Here is a 24,726-nt window from a genome sequence, read left to right on the forward strand (position 1 = left end):
TGTACTCACCCTCTCGGGCTTTCCTCCGGGCGCTTCCCTTCGGTCTTGCGTTTCCGACTCTATCAGATCCTTTTCCGATCCGATTTCCTCGGTGCTTTCCAGGTTTCCGCTTTCGCGTTTCCCTTTCCGGCGGTTCCGACTCTATCAGATCCTTTCGGGCCCTGATTCCCCGTCAGAGGGGGTTGTCTTCCCGGCTGTTGGGCCGTTCCGACGAGTGAGACTCTAGCGGATTCCCGACTCCCGAGCTAATCGGGGCCGCGTTCTTTCGAACGTGGATTCCTCATTCCGCGAATACGCGTGCCAATGACACGACGACGCCGACAGCGCGACTGTTCGTCGAGAGTGGTTGGTACTTGCGGAATCGCTGTCCGGGGACCGACCGAGGTCGGCGCTCACGTCGGACAACTCGGAGAACAGTACGGATGGGGGCATGCCGTGTCAACTTCATGGCGAAGCGGCTGTTCGAGGCGTAGCGTGACCGACGTGATGACGCGTACGTGCAACCAGTTCTGGTGGGCCGCCTGACGGCGGCCGCGCTCACGTACGCACTCGACGGCCGCCGCTTCGGCGGCCGTTCTCGTATCTCCCTCCAGGAGGGGCGGCCGGCGGGTGGCGGCGGCCCTGACCAGAGGTGGAGAGATGACACGGGTCTTCAGTGGGGTCAAGCCGACCGGGCATCTGACGCTGGGGAACTACCTGGGAGCCATGCGGCAGTGGGCCGCGGAGGACCAGCATCGGTCCGACGCGCTGTTCTGCGTGGTCGATCTGCACGCGCTGACCGTCGACCACGATCCGGCACGGGTGCGCCGGCTGAGCAGGCAGGCGGCGTCGCTGCTGCTGGCGGCGGGGCTGGATCCGGAGTTGTGCACCGTGTTCGTCCAGAGCCATGTGGACGAACACGCGCGGCTGTCGTACGTACTGGAGTGCGTGGCCACGGACGGTGAGATGCGCCGGATGATCCAGTACAAGGAGAAGGCCGCGCGGGAGCGGGAGCGGGGCGGGAGTGTGCGGCTGTCGCTGCTGACGTATCCCGTACTGATGGCGGCCGACATCCTGGCGTACGGGACGGACGAGGTGCCGGTCGGGGAGGACCAGACGCAGCACGTGGAACTGGCCCGGGATCTCGCCGTGCGGTTCAACCAGCGGTACGGGCACACGTTCGTGGTGCCCAAAGCCACGAATCCGGCGGTGGCGGCCCGGGTGATGAATCTGCAGGAGCCGGCGTCGAAGATGGGGAAGAGCGACGACGTCGGGCCGGGGATCGTCTATGTGCTGGACGAGCCGGACGTGGTGCGGAAGAAGGTCATGCGGGCCGTGACCGACAGCGGGCGCGAGGTCGTGTACGACCGGGAGACGCGGCCGGGGCTCGCGAACCTGCTGGAGATCCTCGCCGCGTGCACGGGCGGGGACCCGGCGGAGCTGGCGGGGGCGTACGACGCGTACGGCGCGCTGAAGAAGGACGTCGCGGAGGCCGTGGTGGAGGTGTTGCGGCCGTTGCGTGAGCGGCACCAGGAGCTGTGCGCGGATCCCGGCTACGTGGAGGGCGTGCTGCGGGACGGCGCGGAGAAGGCGCGGGCGATGGCTCGGCCGACCGTGGATGCCGCCTATCGCGCGATCGGACTGTTGCCACCGGTGGCGGACACCGTGGTGAACGCGGCCCGATAGGCGCGGGGACTGGTGGCGAGGCGCGATGCGAAGTGCTGACGCATCGTGACCTCGCTGCCGAAGCCGGCCCGGCGGGCGATCTCGGGCATGGGGAGGTCGGTGCGCTCCAGGAGTTTCTGGGCGGCGGCGATGCGCTGGTCGAGGAGCCAGCGCAGCGGCGTGGTGCCGGTGGCCGCCGTGAAGTGGCGGGCGAAGGAGCGGGGTGACATGCCCGCGCGGGCGGCCAGGTCGGCGACGGTCAGGGGCTCGTGGAGGTGGCGCAGCGCGTGCTCGCGGACGGCGGCGAGGGCGTCGGCGTCCCGGTCGGTGCGGGGCGTGGGGTGCTCGATGAACTGGGCCTGGGTGCCCGTGCGGAAGGGTGCGGTGACCATCGAGCGGGCGATGGTGGCGGCGGCCTCGGCACCATGGGCCAGGCGGACCAAGTGGAGACAGAGGTCTATGCCGGCCGCGGTGCCGGCCGCGGTCCAGAGGTTGTCGTCCTCGATGAAGAGGGCGTCGGGGACGACGGTGACGCGGGGGTGGTGGGCGCGCAGGAGGTCGATCAGCCGCCAGTGGGTGATGGCGCGGCGGCCGTCGAGCAGGCCCGCTTGAGCGAGGGTGAACGCGCCGCCGCAGAGGGCGGCGACGGTGGTGCCGCGGGCGTGGGTGCGGCGGAGGGCGTCGAGGACCGGCGCCGGGGCCGGGGTGAGGTGGTCGTCGAGGCCGGGGACCACGACGAGGTCGGCGTCGTCCAGCCAGTCGAGGGGCCTGTCGGGGTGGAGGGCGAGCCCGCCGCGCATCGGGACCGCGGTGGTGCCGTCGGCGGCGACGCGGCGCAGGTCGAAGGCGGGGGCGCCGCGGTCGGTGCGGTCGGCGCCCCAGACCTCGGTGATGACGGAGACGTCGAAGGCCCGGATGCCGGGGAAGGCGACGAGGGCGACGCGGTAAGGGGCCTGGACGGTGGCCTGCACTGCCATGGGTGGCAGTAAACCATCGATCGCTGACTTCTGTACCGCTGGGGAGCGCGGCCGTCCGGCGGCACGATCGTGGGCATGGACATCGCGGAGAACGCAGCGCTGGTGGTCGTGGACGTGCAGAAGGGCTTCGAGGAGCTCGGCTTCTGGGGGACGCGCAACAACCCGGCGGCGGACGACAACATCGCCGCCCTCATCGACGTATGGCAGTCGACCGGGCGGCCGGTCGTCTTCGTGCGGCACGACTCGGCCAAGCCGGGGTCGCCGTTGCGGACGGGGTACGAGGGCAACGACTTCAAGGAGTACGTCGAGCAGCGGCGCGGGAAGGGGAACGGGGCCGAGCTGCTGATCACGAAGACCGTGAACTCGGCGTTCCTCGGGACGCCGGACCTGGGAGCGTGGCTCGGGGAGCAGGGGATCGACCAGGTGGTGCTGGCCGGGATCCAGACGAACATGTGCGTCGAGACGACGGCCCGGATGGGCGGGAACCTCGGGTACGACGTGCTGGTCGCGTTCGACGCGACGTACACCTTCGGCCTGGAGGGGCCCTTCGGCTGGCGGCAGAGCGCGGACGAGCTGGCCAGCGCGTCGGCGGTGTCGCTGCACGGGGGCGGGTTCGCGCGGGTGGTGACGACGGGGGATGTGGTGGCCGCGGCGGAGTGAGCCCCCGCGGGGGCTCACCGGGTCGTCAGTCCTTGGTGCCGGAGGCCAGTTCGCGGCTGCGGTCGCGGGCGGCTTCCAGGGCGGCGATGAGGGCGGCGCGGACGCCGTGGTTCTCGAGTTCGCGGATGGCGTTGATGGTGGTGCCGGCGGGGGACGTGACGTTCTCGCGGAGCTTGACCGGGTGTTCGCCGCTGTCGCGGAGCATCTTCGCGGCGCCGATCGCGGACTGGACGATCAGGTCGTGGGCCTTGTCGCGGGGCAGACCCAGGAGGATGCCGGCGTCGGTCATGGCCTCGACCAGGTAGAAGAAGTACGCGGGGCCCGAGCCGGAGAGGGCGGTGCAGGCGTCCTGCTGGTTCTCGGGGACGCGGAGGGTCTTGCCGACGGCGCCGAAGATCTCCTCGGCGTGGGCGAGGTGGGCGGCGGTGGCGTGGGTGCCGGCGGAGATGACGGACATGGCCTCGTCCACGAGGGCGGGCGTGTTCGTCATGACGCGGACCACCGGGGTGCCGGCGGCGAGGCGGTCCTCGAAGAAGGAGGTCGGGATGCCCGCGGCGCCGCTGATGACCAGGCGGTCGGCGGGGATGTGCGGGGCGAGTTCGTCGAGGAGGGTGCCCATGTCCTGCGGCTTGACCGTGAGGATCAGGGTGTCGGCGGTCTTGGCGGCCTCGGCGTTGGTGACCGGGGTGACTCCGTAGCGGGTGCGGAGTTCGTCGGCCCGTTCCTGGCGGCGGGCGGTGACCAGGAGGTCGGCGGGTGCCCAGCCGGCTCCGATCATTCCGCTGAGCAGGGCTTCGCCGATCTTGCCGGTCCCGAGGACTGCGACTTTCTGGGTCATGGGTTCGGTGCCCTCCGGTGCCCTGTCTGGGGTGGGTCTGGGGTGTGTCGTCCGTCGTCGTCATCCTCGCATTCGCGGGGGCGGGTGGGGTGTGGAGTCCAGTCCGCGGGACGCGGGGGCTGCGGGCCTGGTCCTCGTACGCCGGGCGGGCTGACTACGCCGTGCGGCGCTTCAACGTCGCCGCGCCCAGGGCCAGGACCAGGAGGGCGCAGCCCGCCACGATCAGGGCGTCCCGTACGAAGGTGGCCGTCATGTCGGTGTGGCGCAGGACCTCGTTCATGCCGTCGACCGCGTAGGACATCGGCAGGACGTCGGAGACGGCCTCCAGGGCGGGGTGCATGCGGTCGCGCGGGGTGAAGAGGCCGCAGAGGAGGAGCTGGGGGAAGATCACTGCCGGCATGAACTGGACCGCCTGGAATTCCGAGGCCGCGAAGGCCGAGACGAAGAGGCCGAGCGCGGTGCCCAGGAGGGCGTCGAGCAGGGCGACCAGGAGCAGGAGCCAGGGGCTGCCGGTGACGTCGAGGCCGAGGAACCAGACGGCCAGGCCCGTCGCCAGGGCCGACTGGACGATCGCGAGGGCGCCGAAGGCCAGGGCGTAGCCGGCGATGAGGTCGCCCTTGCCCAGGGGCATGGCGAGGAGCCGTTCGAGGGTGCCCGAGGTGCGCTCGCGCAGGGTCGCGATGGACGTGACCAGGAACATCGTGATCAGCGGGAAGATCCCGAGCAGGGACGCGCCGATGTTGTCGAAGGTGCGCGGGCTGCCGTCGAAGACGTAGCGCAGCAGGAACAGCATCACGCAGGGGATGAGGAGCAGCAGCGCGATCGTGCGGGGGTCGTGGGCGAGCTGACGCAGGACGCGGGCCGCGGTGGCGGTGGTGCGGGAGAGGTTGAGGGGGCGGGTGGGGACCGGGCGGAGTGTGGCCCCTGTGGTGGGAGTCGTGGTGGTCATCGCGTGGTCTCCTTCGTGCGGGCTGCCGCCGTGGCCTCGTCCACCAGGTGCAGGAAGGCCTCCTCGACCGTCTCGGCGTCCGTGCGGGTGCGCAGGGCGTCGGGGGTGTCGTCGGCGAGGAGCGTGCCCTCGCGCATCAGGAGGAGGCGGTGGCAGCGCTCGGCCTCGTCCATGACGTGCGAGGAGACGAGGAGGGTGGCGCCGCGGTCGGCGGCGAGGGAGTGGAACAGGGTCCACAGGTCGCGGCGGAGTACGGGGTCGAGGCCGACCGTCGGTTCGTCGAGGACCAGGAGTTCCGGGGCGCCGAGAAGCGCGACGGCGAGGGAGACGCGGCTGCGCTGGCCGCCGGAGAGGTTGCCGGCCAGGGCGTCGGCGCGGGTGGTGAGGTCGACGTCGGCGATGGCCCGGGTGACGGTCTCGCGGCGGCGGTCGGAGGAGGCGCGGCCGGGGTCGAGGATCGCGGCGAAGTAGTCGAGGTTCTGGCGGACGGTGAGGTCGTCGAAGACGGACGGGGCCTGGGTGACGTAGCCGATGCGGGTGCGCAGGTCGGGGTGGCCCGCGGGGCGGCCGAGGACGTCCAGGGTGCCGGTGACCTTGGCCTGGGTGCCGGCGATCGCCCGCATGAGGGTGGACTTGCCGCAGCCGGAGGGGCCGAGGAGGCCGGTGATCTGGCCGCGCGGGACGGTGAAGCCGAGGCCGCGCAGGACGGTGCGGGAGCCGCGGGCGACGGTGAGGTTCTCGGCGTGGACGGCGGGGGTGGTTCCCCCGTCGGGGGCGGCGGCGACGGCTGTCGTCCGGTCGCCGGGAGGGCGGGGCGAGTAATTCATCATGTGATGAATAGTGCTCCCGCGCTCCCGTCGCGTCAAGCAGTCGTGGGGGTCCTGGCGAGCAGCAGGATCACGTCGTACGTCTCCTCGACGATCCCGTCCGGGAAGACGGCCAGGAGGTGCTCCCGCTCCTCGGCCAGGAAGGCCGCGCTGCGTTCCTCGCCGTGGGTGAGGAAGACGGAGTGGCTGGCGAGGTTGGCCAGGTGTGTGTCCAGCGGGACGCGGCGGCTCCAGCGGATCGTGCGGCGGGTGAAGGCCAGGCGGCCGGAGGGGTCGGCGACGCGAGCGTTGACGTCCCGTTTCTCGGCGGAGACGTTCAGGCCGAACTGCCGCTCCGTGCGCTCGGCCGCCTCGGCCGTCCACGGCACGTCGAGGGCGTCGGTGTTCCACCACAGCGCCAGCGCCCCGCCCGGACACAGCACGCGCAGCGCCTCCGGGACCGCCCGGGCGGGGTCGGTCCAGTGCCAGGCCTGGGCGTAGGTGAGGAGGTCGAGGCGGTGGTCGGCGAGGGGGAGGGCGTTGCCGTTGCCGCGGATCACCGGCACGTCGGGAAGGCCCCGGCGGAACTCGGCCGCCATGCCCGCGCCGGGCTCGACGGCGATGACGTCGGCGCCGCGTTCGCGCAGGCGGGCGGTGGCGATGCCCGTACCGGCGCCGACGTCCGCGACGCGGGAGCCGGCCAGGGGGCGGCCGGACAGCTCCTCGATCGCCTCGAAGAGGGCGGACGGGTAGGAGGGGCGGTTGGCGGCGTATTGGGCCGCGGCCGCGTTGAAGGAGTGGGCGCGGGCGGAGTGGCCGGCCGGCGAGTCGGGCCTCGGTGTCGTCATACGGCCATGGTGGCCGGGTGGCCGCGGGGCGCAGGGGCTTTCGCCGTCTACCAGGATGTCCGGACGCCCGCACGCGTCGACGACGGCCTCGGTGAGGCGGCCGCCTCACCGTCCCCGGCGGCGTTCGACCGGCTGCCGCGGGCGCCCGGCAGTCCGGCGGCACGGGCCTCGCCCGCCGCCGCGGAGTGCGCGGAGCCGGCGACGATCCGGACGCCGTCGGCGGCCGGGCGGCGTGCGACGGCCGCGCCGACGCCCGGGGACGACCCGGCGACCGGGGCCACCCGCGGTCGGCCTGTCGCACCCGGAGGGCATCACGGCACGGGCTAGGAGCGGCGGCGCTTCTTCGACGGGTTGCGGGAGCGGCGGGTGGTGCGCTTCTCGTACTCCTCGCGGGCCGTGTCGTACTCGGTGCGGTGCAGCGCCTCGCCCGGGGCCTCGGTGAAGGTGCGGAGGAAGTAGGCGAGGAGCGTACCGACGAAGCCGATGGTGAGCAGGCCGCGCAGGGAGGACTGGCGGTCGGGGTCGGGGCGGCTGCTGAAACCGGACCAGGTGTGCCGGAAGGCCAGGGCGCTGCAGACCGCGAACATCACGACCATCAGCAGCGACACGAAGCCGCCGATGTCGGCGATCTGGAGGCCCTCGTAGGCGATGCGGAGCACGAAGCAGGCGGCGGCCGCCGCGGCGAGCGAGCCGACGGCCAGGCCGGCCCGGCGGGCGACGTAGCCGTGGTCGTGGTTCACCCAGGTCGTGCCGAAGAACCGGAGGGGTTCGGGGCGGGGGCCCGCGGGGGTGTCCGGGATGCCGTTCGTGCCGTTCTCTGCGCTCACGGAACGATTATGGCGCCGGACGTGCCGCGGACCCCGGGTGGGCTCAGGAGCAGCGGGACGCGACGTAGCCGTCGCTGCCGGTGCGTACGTACGTGTCGGAGACGTATCCGTTGCCGATGTTGTCCCAGATGTTGTTGGTGCCGTACGGGCCCGTCACCGTCGTCCCCGGCGTCTGGCAGTAGATCGGGACGCGGGCTCCCTCCGACAGGACCCGCACGATGCCGTAGCCGGTGCCGGGACCGCTGCGGACGTTGAGACGGACGCCCGGAGCGACCGGGTAGGACGAGACGGCCGCCGCGGTCGCCGTCATCGTGACGGCTTCCGCGCCGCCGTCGGTTTCTTCCAGCCGGCCGACATGGTCGACAGTCATGTGTTCTCCCCCGTGGGGCCCCGCGTGTGCCGTGGGGCCCTGTCGATTCCGCTGTGACGGACTGTCCGGAACAGGCCGTCACACACGAGTTCGCGACTCGCACGCGGAGGCTAGCAAGCCGCCTCGGTCCCGTACGAGTCATCGACTAGGCTCCGAGCGTCGCGCGCGCACAGGAACAGCACGGGGGTGGTCCCATGGCGCCACGGGAGTACGACGGGGCGGGCGCGGAAGCGGAACGTCCGGAATATGCCGGTCACTACCGTCTGGAGTCCTGTCTGGGATCGGGCGGTATGGGCGTCGTGCACGTGGCCCGCAGCACCTCCGGGATGAAGCTGGCGGTGAAGGTCGTCCACGCCCGCTATGCCGAAGACCCCGAGTTCCGGGGGAGGTTCCGGCAGGAGGTGGCCGCGGCGCGGCGGGTGAGCGGTGCCTTCACCGCTCCGGTCGTCGACGCCGACCCGGAGGCCGGGCGGCCCTGGATGGCCACCCTGTTCATCCCCGGGCCGACCCTCTCGGAACAGGTGAAGCGGAACGGGCCGATGGACCCCGCGCAGTTGCGCCGGCTGATGGCCGGGCTCGCCGAGGCGCTGCGGGACATCCACCGGGTCGGGGTCGTGCACCGGGACCTGAAACCGAGCAACGTGCTGCTCGCCGAGGACGGGCCGAAGGTCATCGACTTCGGCATCTCCCGGCCGAAGGACAGCGAACTGCGGACCGAGACCGGGAAGTTGATCGGCACGCCGCCGTTCATGGCGCCCGAGCAGTTCCGCCGGCCCCGGGAGGTGGGCCCCGCGGCCGACGTCTTCGCCCTCGGCTCCCTGATGGTGCACGCGGCGACCGGGCGCGGGCCCTTCGACTCGGACAGCCCGTACGTCGTCGCCTACCAGGTCGTGCACGACGAGCCCGACCTGACGGGCGTACCGGAGACGCTCGCGCCGCTGGTGCTGCGGTGCCTGGCCAAGGAGCCGGAGGAGCGGCCCACGCCGGACGAGCTGATGCGGGAGCTGCGGTCGGTGGCGGCGTCGTACGACACGCAGACCTTCCTGCGGGCGCCGCGGACCGAGGAGGCGGACGGGCCGGAGGCGGACACGCCGGAGGCCCTGGCGGCCGAGCCCCCGCCGCGGCCCGCACGCCGTCTCGGCCGGCGGACGGTGCTGGTCGCCGGGGTGCTCTGCCTCGGCGTGCTCGGCGGGCTCGCCTCGCTCCCGTGGTCCGGCGGCTCCGAGCCGGCGCGGCAGACCGCCGTCGCGCAGGACGCGTCGGGTTTCGGCGCGTGGGAGACGGAGGCGGTCCCGCGCAGCGGTGTGCCGCAGTGCTCGTACGGCGCGGGCAAGCTGATGTGCGGGCGGCCCGGGCTGGTCTTCGCCCTCGATCCGGCCGACGGCCGCACCCTGTGGCGCCACGACGTCACGGAGGCGACGCGGAGCGAACCGCCGGTCATGGCGGGTGGTCTCGTGCAGCCCGAGGTCGGCCTGATCGGCGACCTCGAGGCGCTCGACCCCGCCACCGGCAAGGTGGCGTGGCACCAGGGGATGCCCGAGTACAACGGGCTGCGGTGCGCGGGCGGCATGCTCCTGCTCACCGCCGCCGACGGTCGGGTCACCGGCGTGGACGGCGCCTCGGGCGAGACCGCCTGGTCCCGCCGGATCCCCGGGCAGGACGTGCCGTACTTCACGTCGTTCGCCGGGGACCGGTCGGCCTACGCGACGACCGTGTCGGACGACGGGTCCAGGACCCGGGTGACCGCGGTGGATCCGACGACCGGCGACGTGCGGTGGGACGCCGGCCTCGACGGGGCGCTGACGCCGGTGGGTGCGGCGAACGGATTCGTGTACTTCCTGGTCGGCGGCGCGACGTACGGGGACGCGGCCGCCGTCGTGCGCTACACGCCCGGCAGCGGGGCGACCCGCCGGGTGACGCTGGACGTCCCGGTCGCCGAGGCGCAGGCCGGGGTGCGCGGGAACACCGTGCACCTCATGGGCGCGGGCGGCTCGCTGGTGGCCGTGGACATGGCGGCCGGGAAGCAGCGGTGGCGGCTGGAGACCGGCGTGAGCCGGGGCTCGGCGCCCGCCTCCGACGGACGGCACGTGTACGTCACCGTGCCCGACGGACGGCTCCTCGGGGTCGACGCCCGCACGGGCAAGCTCCTCGGGCAGACCCGGCCGCGGCTCGCCGCCGACTCCGACCGTGTGCCCGCCACACTGCACGTACCGGTGCTCGCGGGCGGGCACGTCTACGCCGGTGCGCCGGACGGGACCGTGTTCGGCGTGGACGGGCGGGACCCGGCCGCCTGGTAGCCGGGCCCCCGCTGGGCCGGTCAGCCCAGCTTGCTCACGTCACGCACGGCGCCCTTGTCGGCGCTCGTCGCCATCGCGGCGTACGCCCTCAGGGCCGCGGAGACCTTGCGCTCGCGGTTCTTCGGGGCGTACACGCCGTTCAGGGCCTGCTCGCGGCGGGCCAGCTCGGCGTCGTCGACCAGCAGCTCGATGGAACGGTTCGGGATGTCGATGCGGATGCGGTCGCCGTCCTCGACGAGGGCGATGGTGCCGCCCGAAGCCGCCTCCGGGGAGGCGTGGCCGATGGACAGGCCCGACGTGCCGCCGGAGAAGCGGCCGTCGGTGACGAGCGCGCACGCCTTGCCGAGGCCGCGGCCCTTCAGGTACGAGGTCGGGTAGAGCATCTCCTGCATGCCGGGGCCGCCCTTGGGGCCCTCGTAGCGGATGACGACGACGTCGCCCTCCTTGACCTGCTGGGTGAGGATCTTCTGGACGGCGTCCTCCTGCGACTCGCAGACCACCGCGGGGCCCTCGAAGGTCCAGATGGACTCGTCGACGCCGGCGGTCTTCACGACGCAGCCGTCGACGGCGAGGTTGCCCTTGAGGACCGCGAGGCCGCCGTCCTTGGAGTAGGCGTGCTCGGACGAGCGGATGCAGCCGCCCTCGGCGTCGGTGTCCAGCGCCTCCCAGCGCTCGGACTGGGAGAAGGCCTCGGCGGAGCGGACGCAGCCGGGCGCCGCGTGCCACAGCTCGAGGGCCTCGGGCGACGGGGAGCCGCCGCGCACGTCCCAGGTCTTGAGCCAGTCGGCCAGGGAGGGGCTGTGGACGGAGTGCACGTCCTCGTTCAGCAGGCCGGCGCGGTGCAGCTCGCCGAGGAGGGCGGGGATGCCGCCGGCGCGGTGCACGTCCTCCATGTAGTACGTGCGGTCCTTGGCGACGTTCGGCGCGACCTTCGCCAGGCACGGCACCCGGCGGGAGACGGCGTCGATCTGCTCCAGGCCGAAGGGGACGCCGGCCTCCTGGGCGGCGGCCAGCAGGTGCAGGATCGTGTTGGTGGAGCCGCCCATCGCGATGTCGAGGGCCATGGCGTTCTCGAACGCCTGGAAGGTGGCGATGTTGCGCGGCAGGGCGGACTCGTCGTCCTGCTCGTAGTAGCGGTGGACCAGGTCCATCACGGTGCGCGCGGCGTCGACGTAGAGCTGCTTGCGCGCGGTGTGGGTGGCGAGGACCGAGCCGTTGCCGGGCAGGGACAGGCCGATGGCCTCGGTCAGGCAGTTCATCGAGTTGGCGGTGAACATGCCGGAACAGGAGCCGCAGGTCGGACAGGCGTTCTCCTCGATGCGGAGCATGTCCTCGTCGGAGATCTTGTCGTTCACCGCGTCGGACATCGCGTCGACCAGGTCGAGCGTGCGGACCGTGCCGTCGACCAGGGTGGCGCGGCCGGACTCCATCGGACCGCCGGAGACGAAGACCGTCGGGATGTTCAGCCGCAGGGCGGCGTTGAGCATGCCCGGGGTGATCTTGTCGCAGTTGGAGATGCAGATCAGGGCGTCGGCGCAGTGGGCCTCGACCATGTACTCCACGCTGTCCGCGATCAGGTCGCGGGAGGGCAGGGAGTAGAGCATGCCGCCGTGGCCCATGGCGATGCCGTCGTCGACGGCGATCGTGTTGAACTCGCGCGGGATGCCGCCGGCCGCGACGACCGCCTCGCTGACGATCCGGCCGACCGGGGCGAGGTGCGTGTGGCCCGGCACGAACTCCGTGAAGCTGTTGGCGATCGCGACGATCGGCTTCCGCCCGATGTCCGCACCGGGTACACCGGAGGCGCGCATAAGGGCGCGGGCGCCCGCCATGTTGCGGCCGTGGGTGACTGTGCGGGACCTCAGCTCGGGCATCGTCGCTCGCTCCTTCGGAGAGTTCTGCCAGGAAACGCTGACAGTTTTCTGACTGTCGACGAGCGTACGCCGGTCATCCAGGGACCGGGACAAGGTGTCCGGAATACGGGACGGCCGTCTCGCCGTCGGGGCTTCAGGGGCCGGTGAGATGGCCCTGTACGACCGGTGCCAGCCGCGCGATGATCCGCTCGGGGTCCGCCGACGCCAGCGGCTCCACCTTGATCACGTACCGGAGCATCGCGCACCCCACCAGCTGCGCCGCCGCCAGCTCGGCGCGCAGCTCCGCGTCCGGCAGGTCCAGCTGGTCGGCGATGCGGCGCAGCAGCTGGGCGGCGATCAGCCGGCGGAAGACGGCGGCGGCGGTCTCGTTGTTCACGGCCGAGCGGACGATCGCCAGCAGCGGCGCACGGGTGCCGGGGTTCTCCCAGAGGCCCAGGATGAAGCGGGTCAGGCGCTCGCCGACCCCTTCGAGCGGGCCGTCGCCGATCGCCTCGGGGGCTTTGAGGGCGGGCGCGAAGGCGACCTCGATCGCCGCTTCGAAGACCTGTTCCTTGGTGCCGAAGTAGTGGTGCACGAGGGCGGAGTCCACGCCCGCCGCCTTGGCGATGCCGCGTACGGAGGTCTTCTCGTAGCCCCGCTCGGAGAACTCCTCGCGGGCCGCGGCGAGGATGCGGTCGCGGGTCCCGGCCGACTCGGTGCGCGGCGGGCGGCCGCGGCGGCGGGCGGGGGTGCCGGAGGCGCCCGGGGTTCCCTCGGTGGCGTCGCTCACGGCCGGGGCGACCTCGCCGCCGAGGAGGCCGACGCCAGGTGCAGGCGCGTGAAGGCCAGCGCCTCCGCGAGGTCGGCCTCACGTTCGGCGCTGGACATGGCGCGACGGGTGTTGACCTCGATGACGACATGGCCGTCGAAACCTGTGTGCGCGAGGTTCTCCAGCACCTCGGCGCAGGGCTGGTCGCCGCGGCCGGGGACGAGGTGCTCGTCCTTGGCGGAGCCCTTGCCGTCGGCGAGGTGGACGTGACCGAGACGGTCGCCCATGCGCTCGATCATGCCGAGGGTGTCGGTGCGGGCCGTGGCGGCGTGGCTGAGATCGATCGTGAAGTGACGGTAGTCCTCCTTCGTCACGTCCCAGTCGGGCGCGTACGCGAGCATCTCGCGGTCCCGGTAGCGCCAGGGGTACATGTTCTCGACCGCGAACCGCACGTCTGTCTCGTTCGCCATCCGCCAGATGCCGCTGACGAAGTCCCGGGCGTACTGGCGCTGCCAGCGGAACGGCGGGTGCACGACCACGGTGCTCGCGCCCAGCTTCTCGGCGGCGGCCTGGGCGCGCTGGAGCTTGGTCCAGGGGTCCGTGGACCAGACCCGCTGGGTGATGAGCAGGCAGGGCGCGTGCACGGCCAGGATCGGCATCCGGTGGTAGTCGCTGAGCCGGCGCAGGGCCTCGATGTCCTGGCTGACCGGATCGGTCCACACCATGACCTCGACGCCGTCGTAGCCGAGGCGCGCGGCGATCTCGAAGGCCGTCGCCGTCGACTCCGGGTAGACGGAAGCCGTCGACAGGGCGACCTTCGCATCCGGGATGCGGACTACGTCCCTTGGTTCTGCCACGGTGGCCAGGTTACGGGGTGGCGGTCGGAGGGTGCGGGGGGCGTGGTCGCCGTTGTGGCGAGTGCCATAGGTGCGGGGGCGGTTTCAGGGCGGGGCGGCTTCGTTCGTCGCGTCCCGTGGCGGCGCCGTGCGTCGATACGGGCCCGTGCCGCCTCCGGGCGCGTCAGTCCTGGCCCATGTGGTCCAGGCGGCGGAGGATCACGCCCTCCCTGAGGGCCCACGGGCAGATCTCCAGGCTCTCCACGCGGAAGAGGTCCATCGCGGCCTCGGCGACCAGGGCGCCGGCCAGGAGCTGGTTCGCGCGGCCCTCGGAGACGCCGGGGAGCTCGGCGCGCTCGGCGGCGGTCATGGCGCCCAGGCGGGGCACCCAGGCCTCCAGCGAGGCCCTTTTCAGCTCCCGCTGGACGTAGAGGCCCTCCGCCGAGCGGGCGGCGCCCGCGATGCGGGCGAGCTGCCGGAAGGTCTTGGAGGTGGCGACCACGTGGTCCGGGGCGCCGAAGCGGCTGAACTCGCCGACCGTGCGGGCGATCTCCGTACGGACGTGGCGGCGCAGCGCCCGGACGTCGTCCGGGTCGGGCGGGTCGCCGGGCAGCCGGGCGGCGGTCAGCCGGCCCGCGCCGAGCGGCAGCGACACCGCGGCGTCCGGCTCCTCGTCGATGCCGTAGGCGATCTCCAGGGAGCCGCCGCCGATGTCCAGGACCAGCAGCTTGCCCGCCGACCAGCCGAACCAGCGGCGGACGGCGAGGAAGGTGAGCCGGGCCTCCTCGGCGCCGCTGAGCACGGTGAGCTCGACGCCGGTCTCCTCGCGGACGCGCGCGAGGACGTCGTCGGCGTTGCGGGCCTCGCGCACGGCGGAGGTGGCGAACGGCAGGAGGTTCTCGACGCCCTTGTCCTCGGCGGCCTGGAGCGCCTCGTGGACGACCGTGATCAGCCGGTCCACGCCCTCGGGACCGATGGCGCCGTCGCCGTCGAGGAGTTGGGCGAGGCGCAGCTCCGCCTTGTGCGAGTGCGCGGGCAGCGGGCGTGCGCCGGGGTGCGCGTCCACCACCAGCAAATGCACCGTGTTCGAACCCACGTCGAGGACACCGAGTCTCATGAAGGGAACGCTACTGCCGGCGGGGCGGACAGCGGTGCCGTCGTCCGGTCCGGGCGACTTACCCTGGAGCCGTGCCAAAGACGAAAAAGGCGAAGGACGGAAAGTCGCCCAAGAAGGACAAGCAGGACAAGAAGGTCGGGCTGAGCGAGCCGGCCGGGGTCATCGGGGTCTCTCCGACGGGTCCGGTGCCGGGTCCTGCGTCCGACGACGAGAAGGGGCTCGACTTCGCGCGCGCGTGGGTGGAGTTCCCGGATCCGGCGGACGACGAGCAGGTCTTCCGCTGCGATCTGACCTGGCTGACCTCCCGCTGGAACTGCATCTTCGGCAGTGGCTGCCAGGGCATCCAGGCGGGCCGCGCGGACGACGGGTGCTGCTCGCTGGGCGCCCACTTCTCCGACGAGGACGACGAGCAGCGGGTCGCCGAGCACGTGGCGAGGCTCACGCCGGACATCTGGCAGCACCACGCCGAGGGCACCCGGAACGGATGGGTCTCCGAGGACGACGAGGGCTCCCGGCAGACCCGTCCCTTCCAGGGCTCGTGCATCTTCCAGAACCGGCCCGGCTTCGCCGGCGGCGCGGGCTGCTCGCTGCACATCCTGGCGCTGCGCGAGGGCAGGGAGCCGCTGGAGACCAAGCCGGACGTGTGCTGGCAGCTGCCGGTGCGGCGGACGTACGAGTGGATCGACCGGCCCGACGACACCCGCGTCCTGCAGGTGTCGATCGGTGAGTACGACCGGCGCGGCTGGGGGCCGGGCGGGCACGACCTGCACTGGTGGTGCACGTCGGCGACCTCGGCGCACGGCGCGGGCGACCCGGTGTACGTCAGCTACCGGCCGGAGCTGATCGAGTTGATGGGCAAGGCGGGCTACGACCGGCTGGTCGAGCTGTGCGAGGCACGGCTGGCCTCGCAGCTGCCGTTGCTGGCGCCGCATCCGGCGGATCCCGCGCCTCGCTGAGGCGGCTGTCAGGACGCGGCCGGGCTTGCGCCGCCGTCGGGCGGGGGTGTCGAGCCGCCCGTGCCGCCGGTCGGGGCCGGTTCGGTGGGCGTCGGGTCCGGGCCGGGTGACGTGGGCGTCGGGTCGACGGTCGGCGTGGGGTCGGGCGGTGCCGGGGTCGACGGCGACGGGTCCGGGTCGGACGGGGACGGTCGGTCGTCGGGCGTGCTGGGGCGCGGGTCCGGGCGGGGCGGGCTGGGCGCGGTGCCGTAGCCGTGGATGGAGACGACGGCGCCCGCGGGCGAGACGGCCACCTTGGCGCTCCAGGGGCCGGACGGCTCGCGCAGATGGTCGACGTACACCTTGATCGTCAGCACCTCGCCGGGGCGGAGCGTTCCCGACGACTGACTCAGGTAGAGCCAGGGGGCGCTGGTGGAGGCGGACCAGCGCACCGGTGCGTCGCCGGTCGCGGCCAGTGTGACCAGCGTGGTGTCGCCGTGGTTCCCCGCCATCACGTCGAGGCGGCCGGCGCCCCGCGCGCCCGCGCCGGAGACGCTGACGACCTCGACGGAGACGTCGGCCTGGCCGTCCTTGCCGAAGCGGGTGCCGGGTGTGCTGCTCGCGTTGCCGGCGTTCTCGTAGCCGTAGCCGTCCGCGGACTCGCCGTTCGGGGCGTCCGGGCCCTGCGCCTCGCTGGCGCTGGACGAGCGGCCGTCCTCGCCCTCGCCGACCGGCGTGCCGCGGTAGGCCGCCCACAGGGCCAGCACGGGAGCCGCGACGACCGTGGCGACGACCGTGGTCGTGACGGCACGGGCGCGCAGGCGGTCCCGGCGGGCCGCGCGGTCCTTGGGGTCCATCGGGAAGCCGCGCCGGTCGAAACGGGGTGCCGCCCCCCGCGGGCGCGGGCCGTGCGCCATGGCGACGTGCAGCGCCGCGCGCGGGGCCTCCAGGACCGGGAGTTCGGCGGGGGTGACGGTGGTGCCGGGCCAGCGGCCGGGAATCGCGCGCTCGGCCGCGCGGCGGCAGCGCGGGCAGTCGTCGACGTGCCGGACCAGTTCGCGGCGCAGGGCGGCGCTGAGCACGAAACGGTTCTCGCCGGTGAGGCGGGACACGCCCTGACAGGCACCGGTCTCGACGACCGCGAGGGCCGCGCGGGTGCGTTCGACCTCGCAGGCGGCCGCGGCGAGCAGTTCCCGGGTGGCGGCGAGGTCCAGGCCGAGCACGGCGGCGACCTCGGGGGCGGCGAGGTGGTGGCGCACGGCGAGTTCGAGTGCCTCGCGCTGCTCCGGGGTGGTGCCGGCGGCCTCCGGCCAGGCCAGCAGGGACAGTTCGCGGCGGCGGCGCTCCTGCTCCTCGCCGGACGGCTGCGGGGGCGCGGGCGGCTGCGCCGGGCGCCGGCGGTCGGGGGCCGTGCGGTCCGCCGCGGGGCGGCCCGCCGCGTGGCTGCCCGGACGTTTCTGCTTGGCCTCGGCCAGCTTGCGCAGGCAGGCCCAGCGGGCCAGCGCGTACAGCCAGGCCCTGCGGTCCGCCTGCTCGGGGCCGCGGTTGCCGCGGTGGTCGCGGCGGTCGCGGCGCTCGGCGAGCGCGAGGACGTCGCCGAGGGCGGCGGTCGCGGTGTCGTGGTCGCACAGGACGGACAGGCAGTAGGTGAACAGGCCGTCCAGGTACGCCTCGTAGCGCGTGGGCGGCCGCTGCGCCAGCGTGCGCGCCGCCGCGCGGTCACGCGCTTCCCGGTGCTCCCGGTGTGCCCGGTGGGTGCCGGTCGTGCGGGTCGTGGTCTCCGGACTGCTCCTCATCACCCGGCGACCGTAGGCGGCCATGGGTGGCGCGAACTGGCGCGTTGGACACTTTTAATCCGTACGGGTGAAACGATCCCTCATAAGGGGACAGGAGCCTGTTGTTCGGTGGCCGGGGCAGGGTGGGGGTGGCCCGTTCGGGGGGGCCTGCGGGTGCCTCCGGCGGTGGGGCCGGGTGCCTGCGGGTGCCTCCGGCGGTGGGGCGGGGTGCCTGCGGCGGCCTGTGCGGGTTCGGTGGGGGTGCGGGTAGCGCGGTGCGTGGTCTTGTGGGTCGGGGCCGCGCCGGGGGGTGTCCGTCCTCGGAACGGCGCGGAATCGGTCGGCCACAGAAGTACTCGGCGCGGACGCGCCAACCGCTGCGGGCGGACACCCCCCGACACGTCCCCTTCTCGCCGTACGCGACTGACCGCCGTCGCCCCATCCCGCCGCGCCCGCACCCACGCCGGGTGCGACCCCCGTCACACCCGGCCGCTGTACTGGGAACACCGGGCCGCGCCGCATTGTCAGTGGGGGCGGTTACCGTTCGTGCATGGCTGCCCGTACGAAGACCACCAAGGACCGGCCGTCCTACCGCTGCACCGAGTGCGGCTGGCAGACGGCCAAGTGGCTCGGCCGCTGCCCCGAGTGCCAGGCCTGGGGGACGGTCGAGGAGTACGGCGCGCCCGCGGTCCGTACGACGACGCCGGGGCGCGTCACCACCTCCGCGCTGCCCATCGGCCAGGTCGACGGCCGTCAGGCGACCGCCCGCCCGACCGGCGTGCCCGAGCTGGACCGGGTGCTCGGCGGCGGACTGGTGCCCGGGGCCGTGGTGCTCGTCGCGGGCGAGCCCGGCGTCGGCAAGTCCACGCTGCTGCTCGACGTCGCGGCCAAGTCGGCCAGCGAGGAGCACAAGACCCTGTACGTCACGGGTGAGGAGTCGGCGAGCCAGGTGCGGCTGCGTGCCGACCGCATCAAGGCCATCGACGACCATCTGTACCTCACCGCCGAGACCGACCTCGCGGCGGTGCTGGGGCACCTGGACGCGGTCAAGCCGTCGCTGTTGATCCTCGACTCCGTGCAGACGGTTGCCTCCCCCGAGATCGACGGCGCCCCCGGTGGCATGGCGCAGGTGCGGGAGGTGGCGGGCGCGCTCATCCGCGCCTCCAAGGAGCGCGGCATGTCCACGCTGCTGGTGGGCCACGTCACCAAGGACGGCGCCATCGCCGGACCCCGGCTGCTGGAACACCTCGTGGACGTCGTTCTGCACTTCGAGGGCGACCGGCACGCGCGGCTGAGGCTGGTGCGGGGCGTCAAGAACCGGTACGGGACGACGGACGAGGTCGGCTGCTTCGAGCTGCACGACGAAGGGATCACGGGGCTTGCCGATCCCAGCGGGCTGTTCCTCACGCGGCGGGCCGAGCCGGTGCCGGGTACCTGTCTGACCGTCACCCTGGAGGGGCGCCGGCCACTGGTGGCCGAGGTGCAGGCGCTCACCGTCGACTCGCAGATCCCCTCGCCGCGGCGCACCACGTCCGGTCTGGAGACGTCCCGGGTGTCGATGATGCTGGCCGTGCTGGAACAGCGGGGCCGGATCAGCGCGCTGGGCAAAAGGGACATCTACAGTGCGACGGTCGGCGGGGTGAAGCTCTCCGAGCCGGCCGCCGACCTCGCCATCGCGCTCGCCCTCGCGTCGGCCGCCAGCGACACCCCGCTCCCCAAGAACCTCGTCGCGATCGGCGAAGTGGGCCTCGCCGGCGAGGTGAGACGGGTCACGGGCGTGCAGCGCAGGCTCGCCGAGGCGCACCGGCTGGGATTCACGCATGCCCTGGTACCGACCGATCCAGGCAGGGTCCCTGACGGCATGAAGGTCCTGGAAGTCGCGGACATGGGGGACGCCCTGCGGGTCCTTCCGCGCTCCCGTCGGCGAGAGGCCCCACGGGAGGAGGAGGACCGCCGGTAGACTTTGCCCTGGTCTCGCCCGTCCGTACGTCCGAGTGTGCGACACGGCAGCGCCAGAAGAACCTGCGACCGGAGGAGTGCAGTGGCAGCCAACGACCGGGCAGCAGCTCCCGGAAAGTCCGGTGGGAGTGCCGGTGCCGATGGCCTGATGCGCGCCTCACTGAGCGCCGTGGCGCCCGGCACGCCTCTGCGTGACGGCCTCGAGCGGGTCCTTCGCGGCAACACCGGCGGCCTGATCGTGCTCGGCTCCGACAAGACCGTCGAGTCGATGTGCACCGGCGGCTTCGTGCTGGACGTCGAGTTCACCGCGACCCGGCTGCGCGAGCTGTGCAAGCTCGACGGCGGCATCGTGCTGTCCTCGGATCTGTCGAAGATCCTGCGGGCGGGCGTGCAGCTCCTTCCGGATCCGACGATCCCCACGGAGGAGACGGGCACCCGGCACCGTACGGCGGACCGGGTCAGCAAGCAGGTCGGCTTCCCCGTCGTCTCCGTCTCGCAGTCCATGCGGCTGATCGCCTTGTACGTGGACGGGCAGCGGCGGGTTCTGGAGGATTCCGCCGCGATCCTGTCGCGGGCCAATCAGGCACTGGCCACGCTGGAGCGGTACAAGCTGCGCCTCGACGAGGTCGCGGGCACGCTGTCGGCGCTGGAGATCGAGGACCTGGTCACCGTCCGGGACGTCTCGGCGGTGTCCCAGCGGCTGGAGATGGTGCGCCGCATCGCGACCGAGATCGCCGAGTACGTGGTGGAGCTGGGCACGGACGGGCGTCTGCTGGCGCTCCAGCTGGACGAGTTGATCGCCGGAGTGGAGCCCGAGCGTGAACTGGTCGTGCGCGACTACGTGCCCGAGCCGACCGCCAAGCGCTCCCGCACGGTCGACGAGGCGCTCATCGAGCTGGACAAGCTGAGCCACGCCGAGCTGCTCGAACTGTCCACGGTGGCCCGTGCGTTGGGCTACACCGGGTCTCCGGAGACGCTGGACTCGGCGGTGTCGCCGCGCGGCTTCCGGCTGCTGGCGAAGGTGCCGCGGCTGCCCGGCGCGATCATCGACCGGCTGGTGGAGCACTTCGGCGGACTGCAGAAGCTGCTCGCCGCCAGCGTGGACGACCTGCAGACCGTCGACGGTGTCGGCGAGGCCCGGGCACGCAGTGTGCGGGAGGGCCTGTCGCGCCTGGCCGAGTCGTCGATCCTGGAGCGGTACGTCTGACCGTCCGCGTCAGTCGTTCTCCAGCACGAACGACGTCTGCACCTTGCCGAACCCGGCGGCCTTCGCCTCCACCAGGTACGTCCCCGCCCCGGCCGAACCCGCCGGGGGCGTCCCGCACTCGGGGGCGCTCGGCTTGCGGTCCCACTTCACGGTGGAGGTGATGCCGCTGTCGGCGGCCACCCGGAACGTGAGGCTCCCCGAGCCCTTGGGGCAGTCGTCGGAGGACCAGTACGCGTCGTCACCGCTCGCCGGAGTGATCGTCAGCACGGCATGCTTCGGGCCGAGGTCGATCTTGCAGTCGCTGCCGGAGGTGTTCCGGGCGGTCACTTCGAAGGTGGGCGTCTGCCCGGGCGAGTAGGAGTTGCGGACGCTGCGCACGCTCAGCTTGACCGCGTTCGCCGTGCAGTCGGGCAGGCTCGACCCCGCCGGCAGCGCGTCGCCCGCACCGACCCCGGTCGCCGGACCACCGGAACCCGAACCGCCCGACCCGCCGGAACCGTCCCCGCCGGCCTCACCGGAACCGCCCCCGGACCCGTCGTCGGACCCGTCACCGGAACCGTCGTCCTCGCCGGAACCCGATCCGGAGCCGCTGGAGTCACCGCCACCGGACTCGTCCCGGCCGCCCGGCGCCTGACTGATCGCCGGCCCGGAACCCGAGGGGCCGGGGGTGATCGACGGCGCGGGATGCTTGCCGTCGGCGCCGTCCTCGTGGCCGTTTCCGCCGCCCCCGCCACCGGCGACCACGATCCACGTGATCAGCAGCGCCAACAGGGCGAACACGGACAGCAGTACGGCCCTCCGTCGCCAGTAGATGGAGGAGGGAAGCGGCCCGACCGGATTGCGCAGAGATCCCACGGCGCAAACTGTACGAGAGATCGGCGCGTTCCCTTGTCCCACCCGCCGCTTGAGCCCGCAACTTTTCCGGATCATCATTCCGGAGACGTCCCCGGCACCCCTGCCGATCGTCAGGTGCCCCCCGTGTCGATCGCAGGGTGTGACCGTTCTGCTCGATCGCCTACGGTCCGTGAGTATGACCTTCGAGGACGACGCGCTCTACCGTGACATCACCGGCTTCGCCCACGACACCCCGCCGTGGGTCCAGCACACGGCGGAGGTGTGGACGGAAGCCGGACTCCTGCTGTTCGCCGTGCTGTTCGTCACCGCCTGGTGGAGGGCGCGCGGCGGCAGCTCGCGGGCGTTCGCGATCGCGGTCCTTGCACCCGTGGCCACGGCTGTGGCGTACGTGTGCAGTGAGCTGCTCAAGTCCGGCATCACCGAGGAGCGTCCGTGCCGGGCGGTCACCGGGGCCGTCGCGTCGCTGGCCGAGTGCCCGGCGAGCGGCGACTGGTCCTTCCCCAGCAATCACGCCACCATCGCGGGCGCCGCGGCCGTCGCCCTGGCCCTCGTCCGGCGCGTGCTCGTCCTGCTGACGGCGCCCCTCGCCCTCCTGATGGCCTTCTCCCGGGTCTTCGTCGGCGTCCACTATCCGCACGACGTCGCCGCCGGGCTGCTGTTGGGCGCCGTCGTCGCCGTCGTCGCCGTACGGCTGGGCAGGCGCCCGGCGACCCGGCTGGCCGACGCCCTGCGCGCCTCGTCGGCGCCCGCGGCCCGGTGGCTCGCCGGGCCGGGGACGGACACCGCGCCCGCGGCGGCGTACGTCGCCACGCACCGGCGGCGGTGAGATCTCACCTCACGCGTCCGGTGCGACGAGTCCCGCCTCGTACGCCACGATCGCCGCCCGCACCCGGTTGCGCACCTCCAGCCGGTCCAGGACCGCGCTCACGTACGCCTTCACCGTGCCCTCGACGAGGTGCAGCCGGGCGGCGATCTCCGGGTTGGACAGGCCGGCGCCCACGAGACCGAGCACCTCGCGTTCGCGCGGGCTCAGCCGCGCCACGCGCGCGCGTGCGTGTTCCTCCCGGGCGAGCCGGCCGCCGCCCCTGCCGAGGTCCTCGATGACGTACCGGGCCACCTTCGGCGACAGGAAGGCGGCGCCTTCCGCCACGGCCCGCACGCCCGCCATCAGTTCGTACGGGTCACCGGACTTGAGCAGGAAGCCGGTGGCGCCGGCGGCCAGCGCGCGGGCCACGTAGGCCTGTTCGGAGAAGGTGGTCAGCATGGCGACCGCGGTACCCGGGACGGTGCGCACGATCTCCTCGGCCGCCGCGAGGCCGTCCAGGCGGGGCATGCGGATGTCCAGCAGGGCGACGTCGGGGCGGTGGGCCCGGGCCAGTTCGACCGCTTCCCGGCCGTCACCGGCTTCCGCGACGACCTCGCTCTCGCCGCCGCTCGCCAGGATCGCGCGCACCCCGGCCCGCACCATCGCCTCGTCGTCGGCCAGCAGGACCCGGATCACCGTACGAACTCCTCGTATTCCTCACGTCCCTCGCCGGACAGCCCGACGCGGGGGACGACGTCCTTGGCGACGAGGAGGCCCTCGTCGTCGAAGCAGAGCCGGAAGTGGTCGACGGACACCAGAAGTTCGCCGCTCGCCCGGTAGTAGCGGCAGTCGGCGTCCTCGGGCGGCGCGGGCGCCCGGTCGGACGGCGGGTCGTGCACCGCGCGGTCCGGCAGTACGTCCGCGACCTCCGCGAGCGGCGTCCCCAGGGACAACCCGGCGTACGCGCCGGGGCTGAGCACCGAGTGCGTCTCCGTGTACGCGTACCAGCCGAAGGCCGCGCCGACTAGGACGACCCCGGCACCGGCGGCGGCGCCCAGACCGAGGGCGACGCGGCGGCGGGCCCGGGCGAAGGCGGGCGTGGCGGGCACGCGGGGGACGGGCGGGGCGGCGGTGTCCTGCGCGGGGACGTACGCCCGGACCCGGAACCCCTCCCCGTGCGGGCCCGCGTCGAGGTCGCCGCCGACCGAGGTCACGGCGGCGCGCAGCCCGAGCAGGCCGGAACCGCCCGTCGAGGGCGAGGCCGCCTCGGTGGCCGGGCCGTTGGTGACGGTGACCGTCGTACCGCGGGCCTGCCCGGTGACCGCGACGACGACGGGGGCGCCCGGGGCGTGCCGGGCCGCGTTGGTCAGCGCCTCGCGCACCACGCGGTGCAGCAGCCGCCCGGCCATCCCGGCGGGGTCCGGGACCGGTACGGCGTCCGACGGCTCCCAGCGGACCGCGAGCCCCGACTCGGCGGCCCGGGCGACGAGGTCCTCGACGCTCTCGCCCGCCGGGGCCAGCGGGGCCGGCTCGTCGGCCTCGCGCAGTACGCCGATGATCCGGTGCAGCCGGTCCGTGGCGTCGGCGGCGGCCAGCCGCAGGTCGGCCGCGGCGGCACGGTGGTCGGCGGCGAGCCCGGGGGCGACCTGGAGGGCGCCGGCGCGCAGGGCGATCAGGCTCAGTTCGTGGCCGAGGGAGTCGTGCATGTCCTGGGCGATCCTGGCCCGCTCCCGCAGCCGGGCCCGCTCCTCGGCGTGCCGCTGCTCGTCCTCCAGCCGGGCCGCCCTGAGCCATCCGGCCTCGGCGAGCGCGCGGCTCTGCCGCCAGTAGCGTCCGCCGAGCCAGGGGAAGACGCAGCCGAAGAGCAGCGTGCCGGTCATGACCAGCCACTCCGGGGCCGGGTCCGCGCCGGTCAGCGCGATCCGCGCCGTCCCGGCGGCGCCCACCGCGGCGAAGGCGGCCACCGCGGGGCGTGCCCGGGCCGCGCGCAGACCGAGGAGCAGGGCGAAGACGCCGAGCGCGGGGCCGTAGGAGACGCTGAAGAGGGCGGGCGCGGCGGTCAGGCCCAGGCCCGCGGCCAGGGCGAACGCGGCGAGGGGACGGCGGCGGGCGGCCACGGCGGCCGCGGCGAGCACGACCAGTCCGGCCACCTGCTGCCACAGGGGACGCGGCTCGTTCAGCCCGAGCCGGTCCGCCGTGACCGCCGGGGCGGCGAGGACCGCCCAGAGCAGGGCACCTCTGCCGATCGCACGCACGGACGGTGAGCGGCCGCCGTCGCGCGGTCGGTCGCCGGTGTCGGTACGGCTGTCCGGGCCCGTCGCGCGGCTGTCGGGCTCGGGGTGCGGGGACCGGCGAGGGCGTTCCATGCGTCCGACGCTACAAGCGGCGGTCGGGACGGC

The 24,726-nt window shown here is 73.4% G+C and carries 22 protein-coding genes; 7 read left to right on the plus strand and 15 right to left on the minus strand.

Annotated elements, in window-relative coordinates:
• Positions 1-639: 639 nt before the first annotated feature.
• Entirely contained in the window at positions 640-1,665 is a 1,026-nt protein-coding gene (gene trpS, locus IEZ05_RS10910; protein ID WP_189229861.1) for a tryptophan--tRNA ligase, read from the plus strand.
• Here the strand turns inward: trpS and IEZ05_RS10915 are convergent.
• Positions 1,605-2,621 carry a GlxA family transcriptional regulator gene (locus tag IEZ05_RS10915; RefSeq protein WP_189229862.1) on the minus strand — a complete coding sequence of 339 codons (1,017 nt, stop codon included), beginning with the start codon at positions 2,619-2,621 and terminating at the stop codon, positions 1,605-1,607. The two genes, trpS and IEZ05_RS10915, sit on opposite strands and share 61 nt — an antisense overlap.
• 75 nt (positions 2,622-2,696) lie before the next feature.
• On the opposite strand from IEZ05_RS10915, the gene IEZ05_RS10920 reads away from it, so the two are divergent.
• Complete coding sequence (locus IEZ05_RS10920) at positions 2,697-3,281, plus strand: cysteine hydrolase family protein (RefSeq protein ID WP_189229863.1); 585 nt, start codon at positions 2,697-2,699, stop codon at positions 3,279-3,281.
• A 25-nt stretch (positions 3,282-3,306) separates the two neighbouring features.
• Here IEZ05_RS10920 and proC read toward each other — a convergent pair whose 3' ends face one another.
• From proC to IEZ05_RS10950, 6 genes are all read right to left on the minus strand, one after another.
• Entirely contained in the window at positions 3,307-4,119 is an 813-nt protein-coding gene (gene proC, locus IEZ05_RS10925; protein WP_189229864.1) for a pyrroline-5-carboxylate reductase, read from the minus strand.
• Positions 4,120-4,273: 154 nt separating this feature from the next.
• The gene (locus tag IEZ05_RS10930) at positions 4,274-5,068 is read right to left on the minus strand and encodes an ABC transporter permease (protein WP_189229865.1); all 795 of its coding nucleotides are present in this window, start codon (positions 5,066-5,068) and stop codon (positions 4,274-4,276) included.
• Positions 5,065-5,898, minus strand: a complete 834-nt coding sequence (locus IEZ05_RS10935; RefSeq protein WP_189229866.1) for an ABC transporter ATP-binding protein — start codon at positions 5,896-5,898, stop codon at positions 5,065-5,067. Before IEZ05_RS10935 ends, IEZ05_RS10930 begins: the two co-directional genes overlap by 4 nt.
• Before the next feature lie 32 nt (positions 5,899-5,930).
• Complete coding sequence (locus IEZ05_RS10940; protein ID WP_189229867.1) at positions 5,931-6,722, minus strand: class I SAM-dependent methyltransferase; 792 nt, start codon at positions 6,720-6,722, stop codon at positions 5,931-5,933.
• A gap of 323 nt (positions 6,723-7,045) precedes the next feature.
• Entirely contained in the window at positions 7,046-7,549 is a 504-nt protein-coding gene (locus IEZ05_RS10945; RefSeq protein WP_189229868.1) for an EamA/RhaT family transporter, read from the minus strand.
• Positions 7,550-7,592: 43 nt separating this feature from the next.
• Positions 7,593-7,919: an SH3 domain-containing protein gene (locus IEZ05_RS10950; RefSeq protein WP_189229869.1), complete on the minus strand. Its 327-nt coding sequence runs from the start codon at positions 7,917-7,919 to the stop codon at positions 7,593-7,595.
• Between the two features lie 194 nt (positions 7,920-8,113).
• Between IEZ05_RS10950 and IEZ05_RS10955 the strand changes: the two genes are divergently transcribed.
• Entirely contained in the window at positions 8,114-10,216 is a 2,103-nt protein-coding gene (locus IEZ05_RS10955) for a serine/threonine-protein kinase (protein ID WP_189229870.1), read from the plus strand.
• A gap of 20 nt (positions 10,217-10,236) precedes the next feature.
• On the opposite strand, the gene ilvD is transcribed toward IEZ05_RS10955, so the two are convergent.
• The 4 genes from ilvD to IEZ05_RS10975 all read right to left on the minus strand — a co-directional run bounded on the left by ilvD (position 10,237) and on the right by IEZ05_RS10975 (position 14,791).
• Positions 10,237-12,090 (minus strand): dihydroxy-acid dehydratase, encoded by a 1,854-nt coding sequence (ilvD, locus tag IEZ05_RS10960; RefSeq protein WP_189229871.1) that lies wholly within the window; start codon positions 12,088-12,090, stop codon positions 10,237-10,239.
• A 133-nt stretch (positions 12,091-12,223) separates the two neighbouring features.
• The gene (locus IEZ05_RS10965; protein WP_189229872.1) at positions 12,224-12,859 is read right to left on the minus strand and encodes a TetR/AcrR family transcriptional regulator; all 636 of its coding nucleotides are present in this window, start codon (positions 12,857-12,859) and stop codon (positions 12,224-12,226) included.
• Positions 12,856-13,695, minus strand: a complete 840-nt coding sequence (locus IEZ05_RS10970; protein ID WP_189229873.1) for a sugar phosphate isomerase/epimerase family protein — start codon at positions 13,693-13,695, stop codon at positions 12,856-12,858. The genes IEZ05_RS10965 and IEZ05_RS10970 overlap by 4 nt, the downstream gene beginning before the upstream one ends.
• Before the next feature lie 163 nt (positions 13,696-13,858).
• Positions 13,859-14,791, minus strand: coding sequence for a Ppx/GppA family phosphatase (locus IEZ05_RS10975; protein WP_189229874.1), 933 nt, complete (start codon positions 14,789-14,791; stop codon positions 13,859-13,861).
• 161 nt (positions 14,792-14,952) lie between these two features.
• Between IEZ05_RS10975 and IEZ05_RS10980 the strand changes: the two genes are divergently transcribed.
• Positions 14,953-15,747, plus strand: coding sequence for a hypothetical protein (locus tag IEZ05_RS10980; protein ID WP_372462692.1), 795 nt, complete (start codon positions 14,953-14,955; stop codon positions 15,745-15,747).
• A gap of 8 nt (positions 15,748-15,755) precedes the next feature.
• On the opposite strand, the gene IEZ05_RS10985 is transcribed toward IEZ05_RS10980, so the two are convergent.
• Positions 15,756-17,522 carry a BACON domain-containing protein gene (locus IEZ05_RS10985; protein WP_189229876.1) on the minus strand — a complete coding sequence of 589 codons (1,767 nt, stop codon included), beginning with the start codon at positions 17,520-17,522 and terminating at the stop codon, positions 15,756-15,758.
• Positions 17,523-18,051: 529 nt separating this feature from the next.
• On the opposite strand from IEZ05_RS10985, the gene radA reads away from it, so the two are divergent.
• Both radA and disA read left to right on the plus strand, forming a co-directional pair.
• Positions 18,052-19,461 carry a DNA repair protein RadA gene (gene radA / locus IEZ05_RS10990; protein ID WP_161166834.1) on the plus strand — a complete coding sequence of 470 codons (1,410 nt, stop codon included), beginning with the start codon at positions 18,052-18,054 and terminating at the stop codon, positions 19,459-19,461.
• Between the two features lie 81 nt (positions 19,462-19,542).
• Positions 19,543-20,667, plus strand: a complete 1,125-nt coding sequence (gene disA, locus IEZ05_RS10995; RefSeq protein WP_189229877.1) for a DNA integrity scanning diadenylate cyclase DisA — start codon at positions 19,543-19,545, stop codon at positions 20,665-20,667.
• 9 nt (positions 20,668-20,676) lie between these two features.
• Here the strand turns inward: disA and IEZ05_RS11000 are convergent, their stop codons facing one another.
• Positions 20,677-21,522: a hypothetical protein gene (locus tag IEZ05_RS11000; RefSeq protein WP_189229878.1), complete on the minus strand. Its 846-nt coding sequence runs from the start codon at positions 21,520-21,522 to the stop codon at positions 20,677-20,679.
• 175 nt (positions 21,523-21,697) lie between these two features.
• Here IEZ05_RS11000 and IEZ05_RS11005 point away from each other — a divergent pair, with 175 nt between their 5' ends.
• Positions 21,698-22,348 carry a phosphatase PAP2 family protein gene (locus IEZ05_RS11005; RefSeq protein WP_189229879.1) on the plus strand — a complete coding sequence of 217 codons (651 nt, stop codon included), beginning with the start codon at positions 21,698-21,700 and terminating at the stop codon, positions 22,346-22,348.
• 9 nt (positions 22,349-22,357) lie between these two features.
• Here IEZ05_RS11005 and IEZ05_RS11010 read toward each other — a convergent pair whose 3' ends face one another.
• Together IEZ05_RS11010 and IEZ05_RS11015 are read right to left on the minus strand one after the other, a co-directional pair.
• Positions 22,358-23,023 carry a response regulator transcription factor gene (locus IEZ05_RS11010; RefSeq protein WP_189229880.1) on the minus strand — a complete coding sequence of 222 codons (666 nt, stop codon included), beginning with the start codon at positions 23,021-23,023 and terminating at the stop codon, positions 22,358-22,360.
• Positions 23,020-24,693 carry a sensor histidine kinase gene (locus IEZ05_RS11015; protein ID WP_189229881.1) on the minus strand — a complete coding sequence of 558 codons (1,674 nt, stop codon included), beginning with the start codon at positions 24,691-24,693 and terminating at the stop codon, positions 23,020-23,022. The genes IEZ05_RS11010 and IEZ05_RS11015 overlap by 4 nt, the downstream gene beginning before the upstream one ends.
• Positions 24,694-24,726: the final 33 nt, after the last annotated feature.

Origin of the sequence: Streptomyces flaveolus, assembly GCF_014648815.1 — a bacterium.
In the GTDB taxonomy this organism is placed as follows: domain Bacteria; phylum Actinomycetota; class Actinomycetes; order Streptomycetales; family Streptomycetaceae; genus Streptomyces; species Streptomyces flaveolus.